At 40.6% G+C, this 25,803-nt stretch carries 25 protein-coding genes and 1 tRNA gene; 16 read left to right on the forward strand and 10 right to left on the reverse strand.

Translation table 11 applies throughout. The features are described 5' to 3' along the window. The first annotated feature begins 29 nt into the window (after positions 1-29). From MSC25_RS08690 to MSC25_RS08705, 4 genes are all read left to right on the forward strand, one after another. Positions 30-1,853, forward strand: coding sequence for a putative 2OG-Fe(II) oxygenase (locus MSC25_RS08690; protein ID WP_248443189.1), 1,824 nt, complete (start codon positions 30-32; stop codon positions 1,851-1,853). 14 nt (positions 1,854-1,867) lie between these two features. Beyond that, a complete protein-coding gene (locus MSC25_RS08695; protein ID WP_029774020.1) occupies positions 1,868-2,098 on the forward strand; it encodes a hypothetical protein in 231 nt (76 codons plus the stop codon). A gap of 233 nt (positions 2,099-2,331) precedes the next feature. Beyond that, complete coding sequence (locus MSC25_RS08700; protein ID WP_004585960.1) at positions 2,332-2,634, forward strand: H-NS histone family protein; 303 nt, start codon at positions 2,332-2,334, stop codon at positions 2,632-2,634. A gap of 178 nt (positions 2,635-2,812) precedes the next feature. Continuing rightward, positions 2,813-4,564 carry a DEAD/DEAH box helicase gene (locus MSC25_RS08705; protein ID WP_029774019.1) on the forward strand — a complete coding sequence of 584 codons (1,752 nt, stop codon included), beginning with the start codon at positions 2,813-2,815 and terminating at the stop codon, positions 4,562-4,564. A gap of 16 nt (positions 4,565-4,580) precedes the next feature. Here MSC25_RS08705 and MSC25_RS08710 read toward each other — a convergent pair whose 3' ends face one another. After that, the gene (locus MSC25_RS08710) at positions 4,581-4,916 is read right to left on the reverse strand and encodes a ribonuclease E inhibitor RraB (RefSeq protein ID WP_024033700.1); all 336 of its coding nucleotides are present in this window, start codon (positions 4,914-4,916) and stop codon (positions 4,581-4,583) included. Positions 4,917-5,129: 213 nt separating this feature from the next. Between MSC25_RS08710 and MSC25_RS08715 the strand changes: the two genes are divergently transcribed. The 3 genes from MSC25_RS08715 to MSC25_RS08725 are packed head-to-tail and all read left to right on the forward strand — an operon-like array spanning position 5,130 to position 11,442. Continuing rightward, positions 5,130-6,857: an autotransporter assembly complex family protein gene (locus MSC25_RS08715; protein ID WP_029774018.1), complete on the forward strand. Its 1,728-nt coding sequence runs from the start codon at positions 5,130-5,132 to the stop codon at positions 6,855-6,857. Next, the gene (locus tag MSC25_RS08720; protein ID WP_248443190.1) at positions 6,857-10,540 is read left to right on the forward strand and encodes a translocation/assembly module TamB domain-containing protein; all 3,684 of its coding nucleotides are present in this window, start codon (positions 6,857-6,859) and stop codon (positions 10,538-10,540) included. The genes MSC25_RS08715 and MSC25_RS08720 overlap by 1 nt, the downstream gene beginning before the upstream one ends. A gap of 20 nt (positions 10,541-10,560) precedes the next feature. Next, a complete protein-coding gene (locus MSC25_RS08725) occupies positions 10,561-11,442 on the forward strand; it encodes a peptidylprolyl isomerase (RefSeq protein ID WP_248443191.1) in 882 nt (293 codons plus the stop codon). A gap of 65 nt (positions 11,443-11,507) precedes the next feature. On the opposite strand, the gene queF is transcribed toward MSC25_RS08725, so the two are convergent. Further along, on the reverse strand, positions 11,508-12,353 hold the full coding sequence (gene queF, locus MSC25_RS08730; protein ID WP_154945283.1) for an NADPH-dependent 7-cyano-7-deazaguanine reductase QueF: 846 nt from the start codon (positions 12,351-12,353) through the stop codon (positions 11,508-11,510). Between the two features lie 59 nt (positions 12,354-12,412). On the opposite strand from queF, the gene syd reads away from it, so the two are divergent. Continuing rightward, positions 12,413-12,952 carry a SecY-interacting protein gene (gene syd / locus MSC25_RS08735; protein ID WP_248443192.1) on the forward strand — a complete coding sequence of 180 codons (540 nt, stop codon included), beginning with the start codon at positions 12,413-12,415 and terminating at the stop codon, positions 12,950-12,952. A 225-nt stretch (positions 12,953-13,177) separates the two neighbouring features. Here the strand turns inward: syd and MSC25_RS08740 are convergent, their stop codons facing one another. The 3 genes from MSC25_RS08740 to MSC25_RS08750 all read right to left on the reverse strand — a co-directional run bounded on the left by MSC25_RS08740 (position 13,178) and on the right by MSC25_RS08750 (position 14,737). After that, a complete protein-coding gene (locus tag MSC25_RS08740; RefSeq protein WP_126006505.1) occupies positions 13,178-13,951 on the reverse strand; it encodes a Zn-ribbon-containing protein in 774 nt (257 codons plus the stop codon). Between the two features lie 13 nt (positions 13,952-13,964). Beyond that, complete coding sequence (locus MSC25_RS08745; protein WP_004585969.1) at positions 13,965-14,228, reverse strand: hypothetical protein; 264 nt, start codon at positions 14,226-14,228, stop codon at positions 13,965-13,967. 269 nt (positions 14,229-14,497) lie between these two features. Then, a complete protein-coding gene (locus tag MSC25_RS08750; protein WP_004585970.1) occupies positions 14,498-14,737 on the reverse strand; it encodes a DUF2789 domain-containing protein in 240 nt (79 codons plus the stop codon). Between the two features lie 211 nt (positions 14,738-14,948). On the opposite strand from MSC25_RS08750, the gene MSC25_RS08755 reads away from it, so the two are divergent. Beyond that, positions 14,949-15,593 carry a GNAT family N-acetyltransferase gene (locus MSC25_RS08755; RefSeq protein WP_248443194.1) on the forward strand — a complete coding sequence of 215 codons (645 nt, stop codon included), beginning with the start codon at positions 14,949-14,951 and terminating at the stop codon, positions 15,591-15,593. Between the two features lie 740 nt (positions 15,594-16,333). Here the strand turns inward: MSC25_RS08755 and MSC25_RS08760 are convergent. Both MSC25_RS08760 and MSC25_RS08765 read right to left on the reverse strand, forming a co-directional pair. After that, entirely contained in the window at positions 16,334-16,633 is a 300-nt protein-coding gene (locus tag MSC25_RS08760) for a DUF3301 domain-containing protein (protein ID WP_004585972.1), read from the reverse strand. Continuing rightward, the gene (locus tag MSC25_RS08765; protein WP_248443196.1) at positions 16,633-17,661 is read right to left on the reverse strand and encodes a DUF3549 family protein; all 1,029 of its coding nucleotides are present in this window, start codon (positions 17,659-17,661) and stop codon (positions 16,633-16,635) included. The genes MSC25_RS08760 and MSC25_RS08765 overlap by 1 nt, the downstream gene beginning before the upstream one ends. A 105-nt stretch (positions 17,662-17,766) precedes the next feature. Between MSC25_RS08765 and MSC25_RS08770 the strand changes: the two genes are divergently transcribed. The 3 genes from MSC25_RS08770 to MSC25_RS08780 are packed head-to-tail and all read left to right on the forward strand — an operon-like array spanning position 17,767 to position 19,293. Then, entirely contained in the window at positions 17,767-18,087 is a 321-nt protein-coding gene (locus MSC25_RS08770; RefSeq protein WP_248443197.1) for a YqcC family protein, read from the forward strand. Continuing rightward, positions 18,080-18,844 (forward strand): tRNA pseudouridine(65) synthase TruC, encoded by a 765-nt coding sequence (gene truC, locus MSC25_RS08775; RefSeq protein ID WP_248443198.1) that lies wholly within the window; start codon positions 18,080-18,082, stop codon positions 18,842-18,844. The genes MSC25_RS08770 and truC overlap by 8 nt, the downstream gene beginning before the upstream one ends. Next, a complete protein-coding gene (locus MSC25_RS08780) occupies positions 18,844-19,293 on the forward strand; it encodes a flavodoxin (protein WP_024033689.1) in 450 nt (149 codons plus the stop codon). The genes truC and MSC25_RS08780 overlap by 1 nt, the downstream gene beginning before the upstream one ends. A gap of 274 nt (positions 19,294-19,567) precedes the next feature. Here MSC25_RS08780 and MSC25_RS08785 read toward each other — a convergent pair whose 3' ends face one another. Together MSC25_RS08785 and gloB are read right to left on the reverse strand one after the other, a co-directional pair. Then, the gene (locus tag MSC25_RS08785; protein ID WP_064386731.1) at positions 19,568-21,145 is read right to left on the reverse strand and encodes a LysM peptidoglycan-binding domain-containing protein; all 1,578 of its coding nucleotides are present in this window, start codon (positions 21,143-21,145) and stop codon (positions 19,568-19,570) included. Positions 21,146-21,328: 183 nt separating this feature from the next. Continuing rightward, positions 21,329-22,102, reverse strand: a complete 774-nt coding sequence (gloB, locus tag MSC25_RS08790; protein ID WP_096041965.1) for a hydroxyacylglutathione hydrolase — start codon at positions 22,100-22,102, stop codon at positions 21,329-21,331. A gap of 53 nt (positions 22,103-22,155) precedes the next feature. Between gloB and MSC25_RS08795 the strand changes: the two genes are divergently transcribed. Continuing rightward, positions 22,156-22,932, forward strand: a complete 777-nt coding sequence (locus MSC25_RS08795; protein WP_248443199.1) for a class I SAM-dependent methyltransferase — start codon at positions 22,156-22,158, stop codon at positions 22,930-22,932. A gap of 73 nt (positions 22,933-23,005) precedes the next feature. Here the strand turns inward: MSC25_RS08795 and rnhA are convergent, their stop codons facing one another. Next, the gene (rnhA, locus tag MSC25_RS08800) at positions 23,006-23,470 is read right to left on the reverse strand and encodes a ribonuclease HI (protein WP_004585980.1); all 465 of its coding nucleotides are present in this window, start codon (positions 23,468-23,470) and stop codon (positions 23,006-23,008) included. Between the two features lie 68 nt (positions 23,471-23,538). Between rnhA and dnaQ the strand changes: the two genes are divergently transcribed. The 3 genes from dnaQ (at position 23,539) to MSC25_RS08815 (ending at position 25,803) form a co-directional block, all read left to right on the forward strand. After that, on the forward strand, positions 23,539-24,252 hold the full coding sequence (dnaQ, locus tag MSC25_RS08805) for a DNA polymerase III subunit epsilon (protein WP_004585981.1): 714 nt from the start codon (positions 23,539-23,541) through the stop codon (positions 24,250-24,252). An 8-nt stretch (positions 24,253-24,260) separates the two neighbouring features. Further along, the gene (locus MSC25_RS08810) at positions 24,261-25,631 is read left to right on the forward strand and encodes a TIGR03503 family protein (protein WP_126006518.1); all 1,371 of its coding nucleotides are present in this window, start codon (positions 24,261-24,263) and stop codon (positions 25,629-25,631) included. Between the two features lie 98 nt (positions 25,632-25,729). Next, positions 25,730-25,803, forward strand: a tRNA-Asp gene (locus MSC25_RS08815).

Here is a 25,803-nt window from a genome sequence, read left to right on the forward strand (position 1 = left end):
ATCGGCCTTTTTATTATTTAAGAGAACATATGCAAAGCCAAGGCATGTCATTTCAAGATGTAAGCAACTTAATCCTTAAGGAAATTAATAATAATAATTTCCTTAAGGCATTAAAAATTGCTAATTCGATTAAAAGTAATGAATCGAGTATTGTAGCGCACCTTCATCACTTAAAATCTATAGCATACCAAAAGAAAAAAGATTATATATTATGTTTAGCCGAGATTGAAAAAGGTATTAAACTAAGTCCACGTCATTTTCATTTAAATGTAAATAAAGCGAAATTATATAACTTGTTGGGTGAACCTGATAAGTCAATAAAACAATATTTAAATGTATTGGCTATATATAGTGACGATATAGAAACACTTTATAATATCTCTGTTTTGTACTTTAAAAAGAATGAATTTACTAAAGCAAAAGAATACATTGATAAAGCATTTACACTATCCCCTCAAAATGCAGTTATTCTCAGTGCAAAAATAAAAACAGACTTAAAGCTTGAGAAGTTTACTGAGGTCGATAGGCTCACAGATGATTATATTCGTAATTTTGGTGCTGATGCTAGTATTCTCAATAGTAAAGGGTTGGCTTTAAAAGCTTTATGCTTTTGGGATAAAGCAATTATAACTTTTGAGCAAAGCTTAAAATTAAGCCCTGGTTTAGTTGAAGCTAAAAAAAATATGGCCAGCTGCTATCACTTAGCCGGTAAGTTTAAAAAAGCCAAAGCAATATATACAGAACTAACAACTATCAACCCGCTAGATTTAGACAGTCATCATTGGCTAAACCAAATGCTATGGGAAACTGCAGACTCTGGTTTTTTATCCTCATATAACCATGCTTTAAAAATAACTGGAAAAAATACTGCACTGGAAGCTGAGCTTGCACAAAAGCTTTATACATCGGGTAAGCAAACTGAGGCTTACAAAATAGCAAAGCAAATACTCTCTCAAAGCAATTGCCCACAAAAAGCGTTTTCTATAGTGGGTGATTACGAACGTGAAAACAGCTTATTTGATGAATCTTTAGAGACCCATTTAGCTGCCAGTAATAGGTTTAAGAATAATCACGCGTACATAGAATTAGCCAAAAGCTATATTGCGATAGATAAACCAGATCACGCATTGAACATTATAAATAAGTTATTAAATCAAGACGAATATAACCAAGAGTACTTGTGTATTAAAATTACAGCATTGAGATTACTAAAAAGCGAGCTGTACTCATATTACTGCAATTATGATTTATTTGTTATGCAGGAGAAAATAGCAACACCTTCTGGCTTTGCTTCTATAGATGATTTTTTAACTGAGCTTAAAGGTACGTTAAAACAGTATCATTATTATCAAAACCATCCTTTAGAGCAATCTTTAGTTAATGGTTCTCAAACCGCAGAAAAGTTATTTGATTATCAACTGCCGATACTAAAAATACTAAAGCAGGAGCTATACGAGTTAACGTCATGCTTTTTATCAAGGCTTCCAAAAGATAATCAACACCCTTTTTTAAAAAGAAATGTTGGTGATTTTAAAGTGACTGATTCATGGTCGGTAATTCTGAAAGGTAAAGGTTTTCATAAAAATCATTATCACAGCCAAGGTTGGATGAGTTCACCATTTTATGTATCTATACCCACGCTGATATCTGAATCAACCAACCAAGAAGGGTGGTTAAAGCTAGGTGAGCCAGGATTTAATATGAACACTAAGCTTTTACCTGAGACAACATTAAAACCAGAGGAAGGCAAACTTATTCAATTTCCATCCTATTTTTGGCATGGGACTAATACCCTAAATAGTGAAATGGAACGAGTAACAATTGCTTATGACATACTCCCTCAACACACTTAAATTAAGGATAAACAATGAAACATCTTTGTACCGTATTATTAGTAATTTTAGCTTCAGGTTGCACTAGTGCAGCAGCGCTTAAGGCCAGTGAAAGCGATGGCAAAATATGTAAACTCGAAAAAACCACAGGTAGCAACATTGCAACAAGAGTGTGTAGAACACCTGAACAAATTGCTTACCAAGAAAAATTAAGCCAAGAGGCAATGAGAGAGATGACCCGTGGTAGTGTAAAAATTGATAAATAGACTTTAACTTTATAAGTTTATTAACCTCTATTAAAAAATTAATAGAGGTTAAATATTTTTTATTTGATATTAAAGTCCATTACTATACTTATTCCATGCTGATTTCTCATGCTAAAGTATTTGCTTTTATACCTTTTACTATGGAGTAAAATTGCTCATGGTAAAAATATATTGTTGGGTTTATACTTGCTTTGAAACTAAAAAGTTAACTCCAACAAGCAAGAGAGATATAAATGAAAGAAGTTCGATCTTTTATTAAAACAGCATCATTAACTGAGCTAGAAAAAGCACAACAATTAATCACTGATGCGATTGCAAAATATACTGAGCAGCTACAAGCTAAACAGGAAGTGTTGGATCTTTTAAAAGAAAAAGGACTTACGTTAGAAGATTTACAAGACGGTACTGCAGATAAACGTACTAAAGTAAAAGCTAAGTATCGTATTGAAGTAGATGGCGAAGTGATTGAATGGACCGGTCGTGGCCGTCGCCCTAAAGCGTTTGAAGGTGTTGATTTACAAAAGCACCTAGCTTAATAAAGTAACAGAGAAGCTACGGCTTCTCTTTTTAATGGCGTATAACTTAATAACTAAACCTTAGGCTAAGGCTTACGCTTTGTACGCGAGATTTTATTGGCCAAAACTTACCTTAAACTCCCCGCAGTCGCTTAGTATTTGTTAAACTGCATTTCTGGTTATTCTATTTACTATTTTCATGAGCTATAAATTAAGGCCGTATCAGCAAGAGGCCGTAGAGCGCACCGTTTTACATTTTCGAAAAACAAATGATCCTGCCGTGATTGTACTGCCTACCGGTGCGGGTAAAAGCCTTGTTATTGCAGAGCTTGCGCGAATTGCTAAGCAAAAAATTTTGGTGCTTGCACATGTTAAAGAGTTGGTAGAACAAAACGCACAAAAATATAAAAGTTTTGGTTTAGAAGCGAGTATATTTTCAGCAGGGTTAAAAGAAAAATCACTCAGCCACCAAGTTACCTTTGCCAGTGTTCAGTCTTTATCGCGTAATTTAAATAAATTAAATGAGCATTATTCTTTGCTTATTATTGATGAGTGCCACAGAGTAAATGGTGATAAAAAAAGCCAATATGGAAAGGTTATAAATACGCTCAAAGAATATAATCCTCAGTTAAAAGTATTGGGTTTAACGGCCACACCTTATAGATTAGGAATGGGGTGGATATACCATCATCATTACCATGGTTTTGTAAAAGGTAATAAAGAAAGTCCATTTAAAAACTGTATATTTGAATTACCGCTCAGGTATATGATCAAACATAATTACTTAACGCCGCCAAATGAAGTGGACGCGGCAATTAGTCATTATGATTTTTCGTCCCTGGCTACGAATGCGTTTGGTCAATATACGACTGATGACATGAATGCGCTTTTAAAAAATAGCGAGCGCGCAACGCAAGCTATACTGAAGCAGGTAATACAATACAGTGAAACCCGCCAAGGCGTGATGATATTTGCGGCAACGGTGATGCACGCGCAAGAAATTTTAACTTATTTACCCGCAGAGCAAAGTGCCCTTATAACTGGCGATACCCCAAATGCAGAACGCGATAAATTAATAAATCAATTTAAACAAAAAAACATAAAATACCTCGTTAATATTTCTGTTTTAACTACCGGATTTGATGCGCCGCATGTCGATTTTATCGCTATTTTACGCCCCACCGAATCGGTTAGCTTATACCAGCAAATTGTTGGCCGTGGGCTTAGGCTAAATGAAGGAAAAACAGACTGCTTAGTTATAGATTACGCAGGCAACGGCTTTGATTTATTTCACCCTGAGGTGGGCGATAAAAAAGGTGATAGCGATAATGAGCCCGTTCAAGTGCTTTGCCCTGGGTGTGGGTTTGCAAATATTTTTTGGGGAAAAACCGATTCTGATGGCAAAGTAGTTGAGCACTTTGGCAGGCGCTGCCAAGGTTTATTAGAAGATGACGAAGGCCATAAAGAGCAATGCGATTATCGGTTTAGGTTTAAAGAGTGCGAACAATGCGGCGCTCAAAACGATATAGCAGCTCGTAAATGCCATGATTGCGGCGCAGTAATGGCCGACCCCGACGACAAGCTACGTAACGCCCTTAATTTAAAAGATGCGTTAGTACTGCGCTGTAGTGGGTTATCAGTGGTAAAACTTAAAGATGATTTAATTAAAATAACCTACTTTGATGAAGATGGTGCAAGTTGCGATGAGGTATATAACCTTGCCAGTAAAGGCGGGCAGTATATTTTTAATAAACAGTTTGGTAAACGCTTAGGACAGGGGCAAGCGCCTGTCGAATTTAAAAGTGCTGAGCAGGTTATTAAGGCACAGTATGATTTAGTGCATCCCGATTTTGTTATCGCGCGTAAAAGTAAAAAGTATGGCTGGAAGGTATCTGATAAATTATTTGATTACTCTGGCAACTTTAGAAAAGCTAATCAGTTAAGCGGTTAAGCTTAACTGATTTTTGTTAAGCGGCGTCTTCGTCCATTAAACCCCAGCCATCGCCATAGCCATTATAACTATTAGCAATACTTTCAAGGTATTGCTCTGCTTGGCCAAGCAATGTGTGCTCTGGCACCATTTGTACATGAGTAATCACTTCCCACACGCCAGTGTCTTTACACTTTTCAACGTTTGCGCTTTGTACTAATGCATCAGAGATTATTTCTTTGGCAAATTTTTCAGCATCAGCTTGTTGTTCAAATAAAATGAAAAAATCGATTTGGTGCATTTTGCTTAAATCAACGCCAGCAGCGGCTATTTCGGCTAAAAGTTGGCCGTTATCATCATCAGGGAATTGCATTAAAAACTCATTTAAAATTAATTTTGTATTCGTAGCCACTATTGTAACCAAAATATTGCTTTAAAGCGTATTAATTTTAACTTTATAGGCTTTAAAAGGGAGTGAAATTTGGTGCAAGATTACCATTAAGTTAATGTGTTGCTCATTATGGCTATGGTAGTATGCAACTCATTGGTGGTTAAATTTTAAAGAATAAAAAGTAAGGATATTTACTTGTTCAAACAGTTATTACGTTTTGTGTTTTTTTTAGCTTTTTTTATAAGCACTCAAGCCAGCGCTGAGCAAAGGGTAATTGAAGATTACGAAATTAAAGGGATTAGTGGCGAGTTAGAAAGTAACGTTGAGCTATATTTAAAACAACTGGTTGGCGAAAAACCCACCAGAACCTTGCGCCGCTATGCTAAAAAACAAGTGCAAAGCAGTATTAAAGCGCTGGGGTATTACAACCCAACGGTAGACATTGAGTTTGATAAAGACGACAAAGAGCTTATCGTTAAAGTAGAGCGCGGCCCTGCAACGCGCATAGAAGCTATTAATATAACGCTTAATGGTGAGGGTAAAAACGACTCGCAATTACAAAACGTTATTAAAAACTTAAATTTAACCCAGGGCGATGTTCTTAATCATGGCAGGTACGACTCAGCGCATAAAAAAATAGAGTCAATGCTATTAGAGCTAGGCTATTTTGATGCTAAATGGCCAGCCCGAAAGCTTGCGATATCAGTGCAAAAAAACAGTGCCGTTATTACATTTAATATAGATACCGGCGTGCGCTACACGTATGGCAATATAATCATTGCCAGCGAAACCCCCGCAGAAAAATACATTCGTTCACTTGCACCTTTTACCCAAGGGCAAGCTTATAAAGCCACACAAATTGCCGATTATAACCTTGAGCTCTCAAGCACACCGTATTTTGCAAGCGTGCGTATTTATGCCGATATACCAGCAAGAGCCAACGGACAAGTGCCTATAAATATTGATGTGCTACACAAACCTGCTAATAGCTACGAAGTAGGCGGTGGCTTTAATACCGAGCTGGGTCCGAAAGTGCGTTTTAAATGGAGTAAACCTTGGATCACAGAAGACGGGCATTATCTGGAAAGCAATTTAAATGTAGCTGAGAAACAGCAAGATATTTCTATGGCATACACCATTCCGGTAGATGACCCTAACGACGATTTATGGCGTTTATCAGTGGGTTACAAGTTAGAAGATGAACTTGCCGATGATATATACAGTGAAATACTGACCGGCCAACTGCAACGCCAATGGTTAACTGAAGATAAATGGGTACGCACGGCCTTTTTACGTCGAGACCAAGAAACATACCGCATTGGTGATGAACCAGAAGAAAGCACCGAAATGCTTATGCCCGGTATTAGCTATGCCCGCAAAAAGTCAAAAGGAGGCACAACGCCTTATTGGGGTGAGCAGTGGCTAATTTCGGCCGAGTTTGGTTTAGATGATGTACTTTCAACCACAAACTTAGTGCGGGTGCAGCTGCAGCATGCGTGGCTGCGAACCTATTTAGATAAACACTTAGTTTTTTTAAAAGCAAACGTGGGCGCCATGCTGGTCGATAATATTGAAAACGTACCTTACTCGCTGCGCTTTTATGCCGGTGGTGACCAAAGTGTACGTGGCTTTGCTTATCAGTCTATTTCACCTGAAGATGAAGACGGTGATTTAATTGGTGGTAAATACTTACTAACCAGTACTATTGAATACAATTACCAATTTGCACAAAATTGGCGCGCCGCTTTATTTGTTGATGGCGGTACCGCCACAAATGATTTTTCGGACGACTTTGAAGTGGGCGCAGGCTTTGGCTTTCGTTATTTAACACCCATTGGCCCCGTAAAAGTAGACCATGCATGGGGGCTTACTAAAGAAAGTAAAAGCACACGTTTAAGCATTACCATAGGGCCAGAAATTTAATGTCAGTATTTAAAAAAATATCCGCCGCAATCATCGGCGTTTTAATCACGCTTGCCGTTATTATATTTTGCTTGTTATTTACTGCGCCCGGTAATCAATTTATTGCTTATAGTGCCAATAAAATGGTGGACGGCTTACATATTGAGATTAAAAAAGGGCGTTTTTTATATAACAACCCGTTTAATGTGAGCTTTAAAAACCAAAGTACAGATTTTAAAGCGCAGCAGCTTAAAATAGATTTATTTTGGTGGCAGTGCGATGGCCTATGTATTGAAAATGTAAGTGCGCGGTCAATCAAACTTGCCCTTGGCAATGCACCCGAAGCCACACAACAGAGCACCTCAGAGCCATTAACTAAAATTACGTTTCCCTTTAATATTGCCGTTAAAAATGTAGCAATAAACAAATTTGTATTAAATCATTCCAGTGCTGATGTAACCGTAAATAACTTTACCCTTGCAGCGAAAGCTGAAGATGCAACCTTAGCATTAAAAAGCCTAACTATTAGTGATGTATTGGTAAAGCTTAAAGAGCAACCCGCCTCATCTAATCAAGCAACGGCTAATCAAGGCCAGGCGCTAACAGCGCTACCTGCGTTACCAGATATAGAATTTACATCGCCCCTTAATTTACGGGTAGAGCAGTTTGACGTTAAAAAGGTGGATATTGAGCAAGGTGAGCAAACTCACACAATCGAAAATATAGCGCTTGTATTAAATGTAGAAGATGAAAAAGTTAACTTACAAACGCTTAGCGCGCAGTACCAACAATGGCAATTAAATACAGAGTTAACTAGTGAGCTTGCAGGTAATTTACCATTAAACGCGAAAGTAGCGCTAAACAGCGACTTGCACCAAGCGAATTTAGCGTTAAGTGGTGACCTATCTGATTTAAACATAAACTTACACACGACTGGTCAGTACCCATTAAATCTAACGGCAACGGCTAATTTAAAACAAAAAAATTATCCGTTTGAACTTACTGGTAAAGTTGAGCAATGGTTGATTGACGCTCAAAGTAACGAGCTAAAAGTAAATAATGTTGATTTATCAGCCTCGGGTAATGCGGATGATTACACGCTAAGTTTAAAAGCGCATAGCCAATTAGGTGCCTATCCAGCGGTAGTATTAAACACGCAATTAAACGGCTCGCTTAGCCAAGCGCAGCTAAGTACCTTAAGCCTAAAAGCAAACGACAGTAGTGCAATATTTAAAGGTAATGTTAATTGGCAAAAGGGCATACAAGCTGACTTTACCGGTTCGCTAAATAGCTTAAAAGCACAATACTTAACAGATGCGCTTACAAGTAATATTTCTGGCCAGCTAGAAGGGCGCTTTAACAGCGAAGGGCAAAACTGGCACTTGCAAATGGATAATACACAACTTGCAGGTACACTGAACCAAACACCGCTTGAATTTGCCTCAAACTTTACACTTAACAATACGCTAAAAGCCAACATAGACAGCCTGTATTTAAGTAGCGGTGCCAATAAATTAACCTTGAGCGGGCAAGTTGACGACACCTGGCAGGTTGACGGAAAAGTAACACTGACAGGAAATGAGCAAACTAATCTGCCATTTGTTGCAAACGGTAAGGCCGATTTAAAAATTAGAGGACCCCGTTTAACCCCCGCCGTTGATTTATCGTTATTACTCGATAACTTTATGTATAACGACATAAACGTTAATAAACTCGCCCTTAAAGGTCAGCTCGATACAGCCGCAGATTGGCAAACCGATGTGAGCTTAAACGTAGGCTCAGCAATGGTTGCTGATCAGGTAATTAATAGTGTTGAGCTAACTGCCACTGGCGATAAAACCGACCATCAGCTGGTGGCCGCCATAGATGCAGAGCAAGGCGCTGCTGAACTTGAAGTAACCGGTAAGCTCAATAATAACGTGTGGAATGGCTCGCTCAGTAATATAACGCTAAGTGACAAAAAGCTTAGCTTTAGTAATAGTAAAAAAATTGCGGTGATGTTTAATACCCAAACCAGCGATTTTGATGTGAGTGCGCATTGCTGGCGCTCAAACAAAAGTGAGCTATGTATTAATACCCTTGCGCAAACTAAAAACTTGGGCCAATTTAATGCTACGTTGAGCAATTTAGCGCTTGAAGAGCTTAAACACTTTTTACCAGATAACATGCGTACGCGTGGCGATATAAGCGGCGACTTTGCTGCAAATTGGAACGAGGGCGCATTAAAAACACTTCGCGCTAATTTAAATGCGCATGACCTTGTTGCTGTTCTTACCTCAGAGGAAGACCGGTTTAGATTACCCATCGAAACGCTAAAAGTTAGTGCCTACACTGACTCTCAAACGGGTAAGCTAGAGGCCGATTTACGCTCAAGTGTGCTAGGTAAAATAGCCACCGAAATTAATATTGATGATATTCAAAATCAGCAAATATTAAACGGTCACCTTAATATAGATAAAATATTGCTATCAGACTTACATCCATTTCTCGAAACCCTTGAGCAATTAAAAGGCGATATAACAGGTAACGTGGCAGTAGCCGGCACTTTGCAAGACCCACTATTAAATGGTGAGCTAAATGTCAGTGATATCAATTTAGAAGGTGAGCAGTTGCCGGTGGTATTGCAAAAATCTAATGTAAATATTTTATTTGATAAAACCACCGCCACAATTAAAGGTAATTTAAACGACACCCAAGGCGGTAAAATCAACCTAACCGGCGACGTAGATTGGCAAGGCGCCCAGCCTGAGGTAAATGTAAGCGTTAACGGCGAGCAGTTTTTTGTACGCGCGCAGCAAGGCGTGACGTTTAAAGTATCGCCTGATTTAACCATTGGACTTGCAAATAATGCATTAAAGCTGTCTGGCGAAGTGATTGTGCCTTATGGCAGGGTAATGATTGAAGAGCTGCCAGAGGGCGCCGTTCAAGTGAGCGACGATGAGATTATTGTTGATCAACAAACTGAAACGGCAGAAAACGTGCCGTTTGATTATGATGTAAATTTAAAAGTGATTGTTAAAAACGATGTAAAAATAGAATCGTTTGGTCTTGAGTCGAAGATAGCGGGTGATTTAGCCATCAAAATGAGCCAAGGTGCCCCTATAATTGCCACCGGCGAGCTAAATTTAATTGATGGTACGTATTTAGCTTTTGGCCAAGATTTAATTATTAGTACTGGGCAAATTGGCTTTAGTGGCTCGATTGAGCAACCATTTTTAAATATTAAAGCCATACGTAATCCAGACACCACAGCAAACGATGTTGTGGCTGGTGTTACGCTTACTGGTAACGTTGAGCAACCTACCTTAAAAGTATTTTCTGAGCCAGCAATGGATCAAGCACAAGCGCTGGCCTATTTACTCAATGGGCAGCCGCTAGGCGAGGGCGACAGTTCAAGCGATGCTATGCTTACTCAGTTATTGCTCTCACAAGGGGTGAGCCGCAGTGAAGGCGTTGTATCTAAAGTTGGCGAAACCATTGGTTTATCTGATGTAAGCTTAAGTTCAACGGGCTCTGGCGATAACACTAAGCTTGAAATATCGGGCTATGTAGCGCCTAGCTTACAAGTTAAATACAGCGTAGGGGTATTTGACTCGCTCAGCGAGGTCGCTATTCGCTATCAGCTGCTTTCGCAATTTTATGTAGAGATCACCAGTGGTTTAAATCAAAATGTTGATTTACTCTATAAGTTTGATTGGGACTAAATAGGCAGTATAAGGATTATATGAAAGGATTATATTTAGCAGCACTAATAACAGGATTAACTGGCTGCGCCCAACACACAGAGCAGCACGCGGGCACTCAACAAACTCCAATCCGTAGCGCAAGCGAGGTAATAAAGCATGCTAAAGCGCACGAATGGCGAAATGTAGATAGGCAAAATGTTTTAAAAATTACGCTGCCTACAGGGGCGGCTTATGTTGAGCTTAACCCGCAGCTTGCAGCTAAACATACTGCGCACATAAAACAACTTGCACGAGAAGGCTTTTATAAAAATACCCGTGTTTATCGTTTTGTTGAAGGGTTTGTAGCCCAAGGTGGCGACAGCTCAGGCAATAAAGCAATTAAAACGGCTAATAAAACTGTGCCTGCAGAGTTTTACCATAGCACCGCACAGCCGCTTAAAATTACAGAGCTACAAGGCGATGGTTACGCGCCTGTAACGGGGTTTTTAAACGGTTTTGCTGTCGCACAAAACGCCTCTAATACACAAACTTGGCAGGTACATTGCCACGGTGTGTTTGCCATGGCGCGTGGCAATGAGATAAACAGTGCAAGCACTGAATTTTTTGTCACCATTGGCCAAGGCCCGCGCTACCTTGATAAAAATATTACTGTATTTGGAAGAGTGCTTGAAGGTATGGAGCACTTTAATCGCTTACAGCGTAAGCCTGTTCCTAATACGCCATTTAACCCAATTACAAACATTGAGGTGTTAGCCGATATTAAGCGTGATAAAAGCACCTTTAATGTTATGAAAACAGACTCGCAATCATTTAGAGAGTTGATTGAGGCGCGAAAAAATCGTACCGAACCTTGGTTTGTATACGCCCATAATTATATTGATGTGTGCGCAATGCCTATTCCGACTAAGCGCATTGACTAGCTTATAACGGGTATAAAAAAGGAGCTTAAGCTCCTTTTTTATGGTGATATTTAAGTCGATTGGTATTACTGGCGATTAATTTTTACCGCAAAAGGCGTATCGTTATAGTGCGTTGAACGATACGGATTTATATCCAGCCCACCGCGGCGTGTATAACGCGCATAGACTTCAAGCTCTTTAATGTTTAGCTGCGTGGTTAAATCACTATAAATACGCTCTACACATTGCTCATGAAACTCATTGTGGGTTCTAAATGAAATTAAATAACGCAAGAGTGCCTCATGGCATATTTGCTCACCAGTGTAACGAATAATTATACTGGCCCAATCTGGCTGCGAGGTAATTAAGCAGTTAGATTTAAGCAAATGGCTATGCAGGGTCTCAGTAACCAGGGTGTCACTTTTTGATTTAAGTGAGTAGGCGTCAATATCGTAGTTATCTATTTCAATATCTAAATCGTCAATACATTGCCCTGGTAATGGCGTGCAAGGTAAGCAGTTATAATCATCAGGTGCGTATAACGTTACCGCTACATCGCTATTTACCGCATTTGATAAGTCTTCAATTAAATGCTGTCTTACCACCTCAATACTTTCAAAGCGGGTTTGATTAAAGCTATTTAAGTAAAGTTTAAACGACTTAGACTCAATAATATGGCTGCTTTGGCACGCAAAAGTAAACAGCGCCACGGCAACCTGCGGTTTACCTTTAGCGTTTAACCACGAAAGCTCATAACCTGTCCAAATATCTTGGCCTTTAAAGGGCAGTTCGGCTTCGTCAATATTTAAAGCATCACGATTTAACTTGCGGGCAATAGGAAAAAGCAAGCTAGGCGAATATACATCTACATATTCAGTAGATTGTCCTAACACACTACCTTTAAGGTCTGGAGAGTTGCTGTAATCTGTCATGTTTGCTCTTAAATAGTTACAATAGGGACATTATATCTAATTTAAATGAGTTTCGCAGTATGTCTGTTGCAATGCAAATGGCCCAACTTCACACGCAATTTTGTGAAAAAATCGTTAAAAACACCGCTAAATATCCGCTTATGGCACACGATGAACAATGGCCTAGTCCTTGCGAGTTTGGCGAGGTAGACGCACAAGGCAATATTCAATGGAAAAGTGCTTTGCAAACCCCCGCAGGTTCGTTATCAGATTTAGCTAACGCGCTTGAGCTGAACTTCCCAGCAGGGGTTGATGAGTTTTATGGGCACATGTATGGCGGTAGCATTTTAGCCAGCATAGATGGTCATCGTGTGGAGTTATTACAAGCTTGGAATAAAGATGATTTTGACCTGCTGCAACAAAATATTACCGGTCATGTATTAATGAAACGAAAATTAAAGCAGCCAGAAACCCTATTCATTGGTTTAACTGAGCAAGATGACTTACTGGTTACCGTGCAGGTAAAAACCGGTGAGGTATGTTTAGAGTATGTAGGTAAAAAGCCGCATCATGTACTTGCACCCAATATAGAATCTTTTTTAAAAGCGCTTGAGGTTTAGATTAATTAAACCAATGTGCAGTAATCGTTAATTATTGTGCAGGATAAGCCCTGTGCAAGATGCGTTAAAGGTTGCTCAGTTATTACAGTAAAAATAACGATATTGTAGCCTTACTCGCGGCCTTTACTTAATTTAATTGAGCATTAAAAAATCAGCTTAGTGCAATGCATTAAGCTGATTTTTTATAAGGTGTGTAACTTTATTTTGCAAAGTGCAGGCTTTTAGTTACTGAAAATCCCACGAAACATTAGATACTAACCCACATGGCTCACACCTAAAATCAAATAACCCAAACCACGGCTCTGGCAATTTCCACTCACTATTGCAGCTAGGGCATTTACGCTCAAGTTCTGAGGCTTTATCTACACCGCCTACACGGTATAAGTAATAATAAACCGGTTTTTGAGTTAAAAAGCGGATACGTTTAGCAATGTCTTTACCGCGGCGATATAAGTCACTTTGTGTGCTTGATATTTCTTCAAGCGCTGGAAATTCACACCGAGTAGCGCCGTTAATTTGTATTTGATCGCAGGCTTGCCAATCTTCTTGCCATTTTATGAGTGTTTTATAATCCCCATTAGCAATGGCCGGAATAGTAAACAATGGCACAGGTAAAAAGTCATCACCACAATACAGTGGGCTACAGGTATGCACATAGGTTGTGTATAAAATATAGCTTGAAGGCGATTTACAGGTATCGGCACCGTTTGAGTGAATGTCTTGGCCAATAATTTTTATTTTAGGAGCAAGTAAACCTGCACTGTGCAGCTTCTCAATACTGTGTTTTACAAAAGGGCTATTATTTAATGGGTGCATGGCGTCTTCGGTTGGGCACATTACACGGGTAATAAAATAGCCATCTTTTAGTACAGTTGGGAATTCTTCACCCATAATTTGGCCGTTAAAACGCAGCGCATTAACTAATCGGTTAATGGCTTGCTCGGCGTGCTCTAGGGTGGTGTCTTGGTAGCAGTCAAACGTTAAATCAACAACGAACATTTATAGTCTCAAATTATTTTTGCTCTAACAGGGCTAGCAACCTATCGAGTTTTTTCTCAATGCGATCGAGTTGAGATGTTTTAGGCTCAACGATGCTCTGCTCAGGGTTTTTCATTAAATTATGAATTGAATCAGGGTTATTTTTATATTGGCTTACTGCGGCAATAATAACCGGCATAGGCACAGGTTGTGCTAAACGGCTTTTAGTTAGGGCAACAGTAGGGGTTTTGCCTTCATCAAGAAGGACTTTAATTGCATCAAATACAACTGCATTCATTAGATTTGTAACTCTTTAATATATAAGCGCAGCAAGTGTTTGCTGCGCGGGTGCTATAGTAGCAACAATACCAAGGTGCATAAAGCCTTGGTATAAGCAGAGGGGGGATTATACCAATTCGCAATAATACTTAATCATTTTGAGGGGCTAAACGGGTCGCTACCTGTGTTAAAAATTTTTCATTTAGAACAGCCAATAGTGAATTTTTGCTTAGCTGTAAACACGTTTATCGAACCTCAAAATAGGTCGCATAATTGAGCAAATTAGTATTACTTACCTTCTTGGCGAAGCCTCACATCAAGTTCATCAATTACTTCACTCCACGCGCCATCTTCTGCTAGCGATTCTGCTAAAAAATGCTGCTGTGATTCATCCCAAAAAGGAGCTTGTTGTAAAAGCGTTGTGTCTTCTAGTGAGTGAGAAGCAATAAAATCGTCAATCTGTTGTTCTGAGCTAGGTAAACCCAATTGTGCAAACAACGTTTTCATATCGTGTTTTGTCGTATCCATATTATTACTCCATCTGATTAAATTAAACCAAGCTTAGAGCCAGACTATAGGCTTTGCTAGTTAAACTCTCGCTGAATTGACGGTATTTTTGCTTTAGGTATATAGTTAACTTGCAGTATAGATAAACATTTTCGCCATACAATTACCAATTACTTTATATACGGTAAATAGTTTGGCAACGTTGAGGGTAGTAAAGCAAAAAGGATACACAATGACAGTCACCTCTAATGAGCACACATTAAGCGTACAATACCTTGCCCCTGAAGATATAAGCATTGCAGGGAGTTTAATCTATCAGGCCTATCATGATGATCCGCTCCTTCAAAATTTATTAGGTTATGATCAACATAATATGGCTGCCTACGAGAAAAAATTACGTTCAGTGATACGCGAAGAGCTCAGTGCTTTTTGGCAAGAAAAACTGCCATTAATAGGCTTGTACCGCGATGATAAATTAAAAGCAGTGGCGTGCGTATTTGAATCAAGCAGCCAATTACAACCAGAGCGTTATTGGCATTGGCGCTTAAAGTTAATGCTGAGCGCAGGGTATTTGCAAACCAACCAACTAATAGAAAAAGAGCAAACAATACGCACTGCGCTTAATGAGATTGGCGATTACTACTATTTAGCGTTTATTGCGGTAGACCCGCACGTGCAAGGCCACGGACTTGGGCGCTACCTGTTACGAGGCTTAGATGATTTAGCAACTAAAAATACAGGGGCTAAAGGGCTTGCCGTTTTTGTTACACGCCAAGAGCATAATACGTTTTTTAAATCAGAAGGATTTAGCACTTATAAAGCACTTGCCTTTAATAAAGTATCCGGAGAGCTTCTTTTTAAACCATATGCAAAGTAAGTCTGTAAGCGATAAGCGCCATTACGGACATATGCCCGTGAGATATATCTTACATTGACGTGCGCATTATCAGTTACGGTCGTTCATAAATGCAGCTTTAAAAGTTTAAGTCTTTGTTTAGTATTGGGTTTTATATTTTTTCATATATATTACGAAAAATTAATTTTGTTTACCTAGTAGGATGAAACCCAAACTCGCGTAGTATTTAACTTGTCAAGACGACATAGCTTAATGACTAAGCTACTGCCAAGGATACGGAATAGGCAACATAGCAGATGCTAGCAGGAAGCATAAAGGACAAGTTAAAAAGGACGCAAGGACGAACTAGGAAGTGCATGAAGCGCTTAGTAGTTGGAACTACTTAAGGATATTTACGGATGAGGCTACAGGAAGTAGCAGGAGCGTTAGTTTACGCAGGATGGCCAAGGCGGCAAGTGGAAAATGCAGGATGCATTTAAAGTGGCAGGAGCTACTTAAAAGGATGACCAAGGATGATGCTACAGTAAGTAGCCAAGCGTTAGTTTACGTGGGTTAGCCAGGATGGTTATGGATTTTGCAGGATGCAATGTTGAGGGTAAATAGGGTTGTTTACTCGTTCAGGGGATGATAATACGGATTTTGGGTCAAGGATAACAAGCAGGATGCTGTAAGAGTGGGGCGTAACTTTTGTTACGCCTTAGTTTTATGTATTAACTTATTTTAGTGGTTCATTTTAACCCCACCGGTTTTAACGATTAAAGTTAAATTTTGTGTGGCGGCACAACAACGCTTTTTAGCATTTCATTTTCCATAATTAAAATACCTTGATAGGCATTTTCGCCATCACTTGAAAACTCAAACATAAATTCGCTTTTGATCCCCGGTTTGCCATTTTTTAAAATGCCAAAGCGGCGTTTTGTGCACGCTACGCTCATTAACTGAACCTGTAATTGCTCAGCTTGGCGCGCGGCATGACTGTTAGCAGCTTCTGCTACTTTTCGGTTTAGCCAAAATAAGTAAATTACAGCGCCAATGGCGATAAACGTCCACAAAGTAGCCATTAAGAGAACAACCTTCCAATTGCGCGAGCGAGCGTTTCGCTGCGGTTTTCTTTACGTAATAAGCCTAGTAAGTGTGGGCGTATAGTGGGTATTGCAACTAAATCAGCAAAGATACTGGGAAAGAGCTCGGCAATTTGCTGGTGGTGCGCACAATTATCCATAAAAATATGTAAGCGCTCAGGCTCTTCTAGTTGAGAAAAGCATCGCCCTGCAATCGTTAAAAGTACATCTGAATCAGTGCCAACAGATGAGCTTAATGCAGCATCTACTAGTTGTGTACACAGCCCTTGGGCTTGGCCTTTTGAAATTGAGCGCAGTGCGGCAGTTAGTGCCATTGTATCGTTATTTTCAATGGCAGTGTGGCCATAGGCGACTAAAAGCTCACTGAGTGATGGCGGTATTTCTACATGTTCAAGCATGGCGCTCAAAGGCTGCAATACCTCTAGTGGTAAATGCGGCCAAGCTTTTTGCAAGTTTGCTAAGTTGTTGTCGTTATTTAAGCGCAGTGCAAAATCGGCAATCCCTTGTAGCGCAACGCTTTGCCAATCATCAAAACCTAAAGTGCCACTAAAGTACAGCTGCGTGTGCTCGTAATATTTAGAGGCTGGTTGCTTTAACAATACTTTAAGTTGGGCGTTAAAAGCCGCTAATTTATTTGCATTAGGGGTAAACACATAAGGGTTATTATCTAGCTTACCATCGGCTTGCTCGCCGGTTATTTCGCTGCCTAGGGCCTCAATTACCATATTAGCGAAATGATCGCGGCTCGCGCTCACTAATTTACTTTGCTCATCAAGTGGAAACTTTAAAAACCATACATAAGGTTCTTTACTTGCTTTGCTATCCCAAAATTGAATAGCCAGCCATGCATGCCCCGCAAGCGGATAAGGATAAGGAACTTGCGCTTGCTCAATAGCTAAAAACTGTTTTTTATCAAGCTTAGTAATATGCCTGCCAATATCAAAAGCACGCCATTGTGTACCGGCGCCATCTAAAAGTTGGCCAAGTGTCGCTATGTGTTCGCTCATCGTTATCTCAATTGTTTTTACTGCAAAATTGCCTCAATTATACGCCATAGCAGGCATTGAGGGAACAGGGTATAATTGCCCTATAACGTAAAAAGAAGAGTGGTTATGTATCAGCAAACGCAGGCTTATTTAAACCAATTAAGCATACTTTTAAAAAAACATAAGTTGTGGCAAAGCACGCCAATAGAGGCGCATAAATTACAATCTCAAGTGCCTTTTTGTCACGATACTATGGCATTTGAGCAATGGTTACAGTTTGTATTTATTGAAAAAATGCAGCAATTAATAACGCTCAGCCAACCATTGCCGCAAAATTTTGCCATTGCGCCTATGGCAGAAATGGCGTTAGTGGGTAAAACCGGCAGCGGCGAAATTATAACGCTACTTAGTGAACTTGATGCTTTTTTAGGTAAACCCCATGACTGAAAAGGGTGAACCTATAGAGTACGGCGAGCTTAATATTCTTTACCAAGACGAATACTTTGTTGCCATAGATAAGCCCGCAGGCTTATTGGTTCATCGCTCTTTTTTAGATAAACACGAAACTCAGTTTGCAATGCAGATGCTGCGCGACCAATTAGGGCAACATGTATTTCCGGTGCACAGGCTAGATAGACCAACATCAGGTGTGCTGCTATTTGCTTTAAGTTCAGAGTCTGCCCGAGACATGAACAAGCTTTTTATTGAAGGCACTATTACAAAACGTTATTTAGCGCTTGTACGTGGTTTTGCGCCTGAATCGGTGTTTTTAGATAAACCGTTAAAAGAAGAGCTTGATAAAATAGCTGACAAATTTGCCACGCAAAATAAAGCGCCACAAGCGGCGCAAACACAATTTAATTGTCTGCATCAAGCCACGCTACCAATTCCTATTGGTAAATACCCCACGGTGCGTTACTCGCTCGTAGAGTGTTTTCCAAAAACAGGGCGAAAGCATCAAATTAGGCGCCACCTTAATCATTTATCAATACCTATTATTGGTGATGTAAATCATGGTGATAACCAGCATAATCAATTTTTTAGGGAGCATTTTGCACTGCGGCGGTTAATGCTATTTGCAACGCAGCTTAGTTTTGTGCACCCTTACACGCATAAACCCATCGTAATTAAAGCGCCACTAGGTGAAGACATGCTTAGTATATGTAAGCAACTAGGTTGGCCACAGCAAGAAAAGGATTATTAATGGCACATATTAGTATTTTTGTAGGCAGCGTTAACGGCGGCGCAGAACGTTTAAGCTACGACGTTGCAAATACAATTGAAAAAGCGGGGCACACTGCGAGCGTTATTAGTGAGGCCTCACTTGATGATATAAAAAACGCCTCACATATATTAGTTGTTACCTCTACCACAGGGCAAGGCGATGTACCTAGCAATTTAGCTGGGCTCTACTTTGCTATGAACAGCACATTTCCGATGCTAACTGATAAGCCATTTGGTGTTATAGCCATGGGCGATAGATGCTACGGCGATACGTTTTGCGGTGCAGGGCGCAGCTTTGATGAGCTACTACGTGACTTGCAAGCTAAGCCGGTAGGAAACCGTTTAGAAATAGATGCCTGCGAAGACTTTGAGCCATGGCCTGTAGCAGAGCCGTGGTTAAAAGCATGGCTTGAAAAATTACCAGCTTAGTAACACCAATGCGCAATAATACTTAATCATTTTGCGGGGTTAAACGTGTCGCTAGCTGCGTTAAAAAATGCTCATTTACGACTGCATGGATGCAGAAGGTAGAGCCATGCAGGAGCAATTGCCGAGAACAACTAAATAGCGAATTTATTGCCTAGCTATTAACACGTTTTTCCGGCCTCAAAATAGAGCACTTAATTAAGCGAATTGGTATTAACTGCTTATATGTACAAAAAAAGGAGCGCATGCGCTCCTTTTTTAATTATTAAACTGTTGGTTAACTACTTCTTACATCAACCTTAAGCTTTAACTTTTGGCCTGGCTGTAAATACTTTTGGCCGGCTAAGTTATTCCACTTAATAATTTCGTTTACGGTTAAATTAAATTTAGACGCAATACGAGCAAGCGAGTCACCGCGGCGTACTTTGTACGTAATGGTGCGATTAGTACTTGCAGTTGCTTTTGGTTTACTCGCTGATTTATAAACAGTGAGCTTTTGATTTAAGCGCAATACTGAGTTTTTCTTCAGTTTATTCCACGAGGCCAACTCATCCATGGTGACATCGTATTCGCGACTAATGTCCCACAGGGTGTCGCCACTTTTAACCGTGTGCGACAGCTTAGTACGGGTGGCTTTATTAGCAGCTAAACGCATTTGCTTAGGTAAATGTTCGCTATTAATTGCCCCATCGGTTAAGGGTACTAATAACTGTTGGCCAATACGAATGGTGTTTGACTTTAATTTATTAAGCGAGCGAATAGCACTGGTGCTAGTGGTAAACTTTTTAGCAATAACCGATAGGCTATCTCCGCGCGCCACAGTGTATTGCTGCCAGCGTAAGCGGTCTTTAACATCGGTTTGCGCCAGCTTTTGGCTGAATTGTTCCGCTTTATCGGTGGGTAATAGTAAAAAGTGCGGACCGTTAGGATCGGTCGCCCAGCGGTTAAAGCCTGGGTTTAACCTGTATAGCTCAGTAAGAGTCATATCGGCCATATCTGCGGCCAGTGCTAAGTCAATCTGCGTGCCTACATCAACCACTTCTACAACTTGCGCGTTGATAACCGGTTTCCACTTTACATTAAACTCATCAGCGCGTTTTAATAAATCGGCAAGGGCTAAAAGCTTTGGTACATACGCGGTGGTTTCGCTTGGTAAGTCGAGAGACCAAAAGTCTGTTGGTAAATGCTTTTTACGATTTTTCTTAATCGCACGCATTAAACGCCCTTCGCCTGAATTATAAGCCGCAATGGCGTTTAACCAATCGCCTTCAAGGGTTTTGTGTAAATACGATAAGTAATCAAGGGCAGCACGCGTAGATTGCACTATGTCGCGTCGGCCGTCGTACCACCAGTTTTGTTTTAAATCAAAACGCTCGCCAGTGGCTGGCATAAATTGCCAAATACCCGAAGCACTGCGATTAGAGTAGCCAAATGGGTCAAATGCGCTTTCTACAATAGGTAAAAGGGCGATTTCGATAGGCATTTCGCGCTTTTCTACTTCTTCAACAATAAAGTGTAAGTAAGGTTCTGCGCGTTTTGAAATGCGGTCTAAATAAGCTTGATGACGCGCATAGTAATTACGCTCGGTAACAACAGGGCGGTTTTGCGGTACATCAATAGACAGTTGGTAGCGAATGCGCTCCCACACATCGTCAAAAACGGGGGCGTCTTCGCTCTGCTCAACGTGTTGATATTGGGCGTTTACCATCAATGCATTGTTAATATCGTTAGGGCTTGCGCCTTCTAAGCGCTTATTTGCTTGGGTAGCAGCTTGTGCGTCTGAATCTACGGTTGTTAATGTTTGACAACCACTTAGCGCAAGCGCCAAGGCAATTAATAGAGGAGATTTATTCATATATACCAATACATCAGGTAAAAAACTCGGCGAATACTACCCGTTATGAGTCAACATTGCCACTTAACGACCAACTTTAACATGTTGATAAAACCATTCGCTATTTTTAAACCAATGGTTTTACCTAGGATATACCTAACCACGATGCTGCAAAATTAATTACAACAGGTCAACATATCTTAACTAAAAGTTGTCTTTGAATCGTCTCAGACTTGCAAAGTTTTCCCATGGTTCATTGTTTTTTGTAACCAACACAAATTCTTTTGGAATTAACTCTGTAATAGTAGGTAGGTCGCTGCGCATAAATGGATTAACTTTAAGCTCTTGGCCTATTGTACTTGGCAGTGTAATTTCGCCCTTAGCACGCTGTGCATCTACTTTATCGCTGTATTGGAGTAGCTCAGGATTACGCGGCTCTACGGCTTTTGCAAATGCTAAATTGGCTTGCGTATATTCATGCGTGCAATACACTTTGCAGGTTTTAGGTAGCTCACGCAGCTTATTAAACGACTCCCACATTTGCTCAGGCGTCCCTTCAAATAATCGCCCACAGCCCCCACTAAAAAGCGTATCGCCGGTAAAAGCCAACTCTTCATGAATATAACAAATGTGATCAAGCGTATGGCCAGGGGTGGTAATAATGTTAAAACGCGTACCCAATACCTCAATGCTATCGCCATCAACCAGTGTATTGGTGATCCCCGCAAACGGACTGTTTATAGGACCGTACACTGCAATGTTTGAAAACTGTTTTACAAGCTCGGCTACGCCACCGGTATGATCGCTATGATGATGGGTAATTAAAATGCCACCAAGTTGTAAGTTATGCTCTGCTAAATGCGCCATAACGGGCTGAGCGTCGCCTGGGTCAACCACCCACGCTAGGTCGCTATTATGGGTAGTTAAACACCAAATATAATTGTCAGAAAATGCTTTAATTGCTTTAACTTGCACCATATTAATTTGCTCTATAAAGTGACGGGTAACACCTAGTATAACGAGCTATAAAAATGAAACCAGCCCTTAGTTTTCAAGAAGGACCCAAACCGCTGTCATGGCAGCAGTTCCCTCATGGGGATTATTTACGTGCTGACATTGAACAAAAAATGGATCAATGGCTGCCGCGTATGTTTGGTTACCATATGCTTAAATTAGGTAATTTAAGTGGCGAGCTTAATACCAGCATAAGCACTATAAAACACCAAGTATGTGTTGCCGAAGAGGGGCCTTACACAGGTGTAATAGCCGATATAGACGAACTGCCTTTTTATGAGCACAGTGTTGATGCGTGTATTTTAAGCCACTGCTTAGAGTATCACTCAGACCCACATCACATATTACGCGAGGCGCATCGCACACTTATACCCGGTGGTTACATTGTTATTACCGGATTTAATCCGTTTAGTTTATGTGGATTGGCGCAAATGTTGCCCTTTAGTGGCCAAAAGCTGCCGTGGACGGGGCGTTTTTTTACGCCTGCGCGGGTAAAAGATTGGCTTAATTTATTGGGGTTTGAAATTATTAGCGATGAGCGCTTTATTTACTCATCTCTTGCGCGGGGTAACAGGCTTTCACGGTTTGCATTTTGGCGCAGTTTTGCTAAACAGTATTTAAAACCTATGGGGAGTGTTTATATGCTGGTGGCGCGAAAACGCGTGGCTCCGCTTACGCCTATAAAACCTAAGTGGCATGCAAGGCCGCAGTTTTCACCTGTAAAAGGGGCAGGGCTCAGACAAACCTCAAAGCAGCACTTTAAACAGTATGAGCAAAAAAATAATAATAGTTAAATAATGTAACTAGGCACTTTTAATACCATGAGCCTTACACTCATGGCATTAAAAGTGAGAAAGCTTTTACGGGTTAAGGCTGATACCCTACATCATCAAGTAGGTTGCTACTGCCTGCAGCATCACGTGCCAAATCGTCAACTATTTCGTTATATTTATGCCCGCTATGTCCCTTTACCCATTTCCATGTAACCGTGTGCTCGCTACAAGCGCTATCAAGTCGCTTCCATAAATCAACATTTTTAACCGGCTTTTTTGCCGATGTTTGCCAGCCCCGTTTTTTCCAATTTGCAATCCACGACTCAATACCCTGCTTAACATATTGGCTATCTGTGGTGAGGTTAACGGTGCAAGGGCGGGTAAGTGATTCAAGGGCAACAATGGCAGCGAGCATTTCCATACGGTTGTTTGTGGTGAGCTTATACCCTTGGCTTAATTTTTTTTCGTGGCCGTTATAAATCATAAAAATACCATAACCACCAGGGCCCGGATTACCTAAACATGAGCCATCGGTGTAAATCTCTACGGTTTTTTGCACTGTTTTACCTTGATATTATGTACAATAAAGTGATTATAGAAAGATACCAGAGTCAGGCTAAATTCGATATGGCACGTAGACAAATAGTTTTAGATACAGAAACCACCGGCATAGACCCCAAACAGGGGCACCGGATTATAGAAATTGGGTGTGTAGAATTAATAAACCGACGTTTAACCGGTAATAATTTTCATGTTTACATTAACCCACAACGCAGCATTGAAGAAGAAGCAATAGATGTTCACGGTATTACCAACGAGTTTTTACGTGATAAACCACTTTATCGCGATATAGCGCAAGAGTTTTTTGACTACATTAAAGGTGCTGAGCTTGTAATACATAACGCCCCGTTCGATGTGGGCCATATGGATAACGAGTTTGCGCTGCTTAACCAAGGCTACCCAAATACGCACGAGTACTGCCAAGTTCTCGACACCCTTAAAATGGCGCGTGACTTGCATCCTGGTCAAAAGAACAACCTAGATGCTTTGTGCCGCCGTTACGATATAGACAACGCAAAACGAACATTACACGGCGCATTACTGGATTCTGAAATTTTAGCCGATGTTTACCTTGCCATGACTGGCGGGCAAACCAAGCTAAACTTAAACCAAAATAAAGATGACGGCAGCGAGCAACAGACTGGTGGCATAAGACGCTTAAGTAGTGACCGAGCACCTTTAGTTGTATTGCGCGCAAACGACGCTGAGCAAAGCGCACACGAAGCACGACTCGATCTTGTAGACAAAGAAGGCGGCCACTGTTTATGGCGCGCTGAATAAGGCCAACTATGAAAACGATGTATTTTATAACTGTACTGTGCGCCACCTCACTGTTTAGCGCCAGTGCGTTTGCCGTTAAGCAAGTAGAGCTACTTAAACGCGACGGCGAACAAAATGAAATACCGCTGCTAGATAACCGTTTTCGTATAGACAGCCAATTAGACGAAATAACCTTACTATTTTTTAGAAAGCCAGGTTCGCCCGCGGTTATTTTAGTCAGACCCGATGGCAGCAAGTACTTTGCCACTAACGCCGTTAAAGATCCCAACCTCGATTGGTTTGATGAGCTTAGTTACGACTTAATCACCATAAAAAAACCGATGGCTGGCCCATGGCAAGTTATTGGCCGCATTTTGCCCGACAGCCGCATTGTGGTGTTAGGGGAAGTGTCTTTAAAAGCACAGCCACTACCTCCTATGTTGTTTAGAGGCGAGACAATAAAAATAACGGGCGAAATTTTAAATGATGATGAGCCTATCGATGCTAACTTATTCACAGATGTAGTTAGCCTAAACGTTGACTTTGTAAGTACCAACGATGAAAGCTATGCAAACTTTGGTGCAGGCACTCAAGAAGTTGCCGAATTTAAAGACGATGGCCGCGGCTTTGATGAACGCCCTAACGATGGAGTGTTTACTGGCGAATTTAAATTAGACTTTCCTGCAGGACAGTGGACACCAGAACTCTATATAGCGACCCCCTTATTACAGCGACGCATTGTGCAAGACCCTATCATTGTGCATGAACCGCCATTTAAATCTGAGGTCGCACTGGCAGAGCTTGATACTGACGATCACCAGCTAACTATTAATATAGATAGCAACATAGTTAAACCCGAAACCGTTATTGTGCAGGGAAAAATTTATTACCCTAATAATGAAGAGCAAATGTTTACAATTGACGCGCAAGCGGGTGATACACGCCAACTAGCAATTAAAAACTATGATTGGGGAAGATACAGCGTTGAACTGTCTGTTTTTGGCACTAATATAAACGGTCGTGAGTTTATGGCCACAATACCAACATACAAATTTGAGATAGAAAGGCCAATAGAAGCAGTGCCCGAAATAGACCCTGCTACGCTTATTGATCAAAACCTGGCCTTGGAAGCTGAGCCCATTGAAGAAAAAATGGCCACTTCTACATTAGTGACTTTAATCGTGGGCTGTAATTTACTCATTTTATTGTTAGGGTGGTTAGCAATTCGTATTTTTGTACAGAAAAAGCCAATCAAATTTAACTTTAAACTGCCTTTTTTAAACAAAAAGAAAGTAAACGATGAGAGCAACGCCGATGCAGAAAAAAATCAAGTCGGCAAAAATGGCTCAAAAAGTGACAAATCAGGTGAAATTTTAAACCTTTCGATGTCAGATGACTAAAAAACCTGTAAAAAAACAAAAAAGCCCTTGACGAAGTAGGGGCTGATTCGTATTATTCACGCCGCTGCAAAGGGAGACCTAAGCAGAAACGAAAATGCGGAGTGGTAGTTCAGTTGGTTAGAATACCGGCCTGTCACGCCGGGGGTCGCGGGTTCGAGTCCCGTCCACTCCG

The organism is Pseudoalteromonas sp. 1CM17D, from assembly GCF_023161805.1.
GTDB lineage: Bacteria > Pseudomonadota > Gammaproteobacteria > Enterobacterales > Alteromonadaceae > Pseudoalteromonas > Pseudoalteromonas atlantica.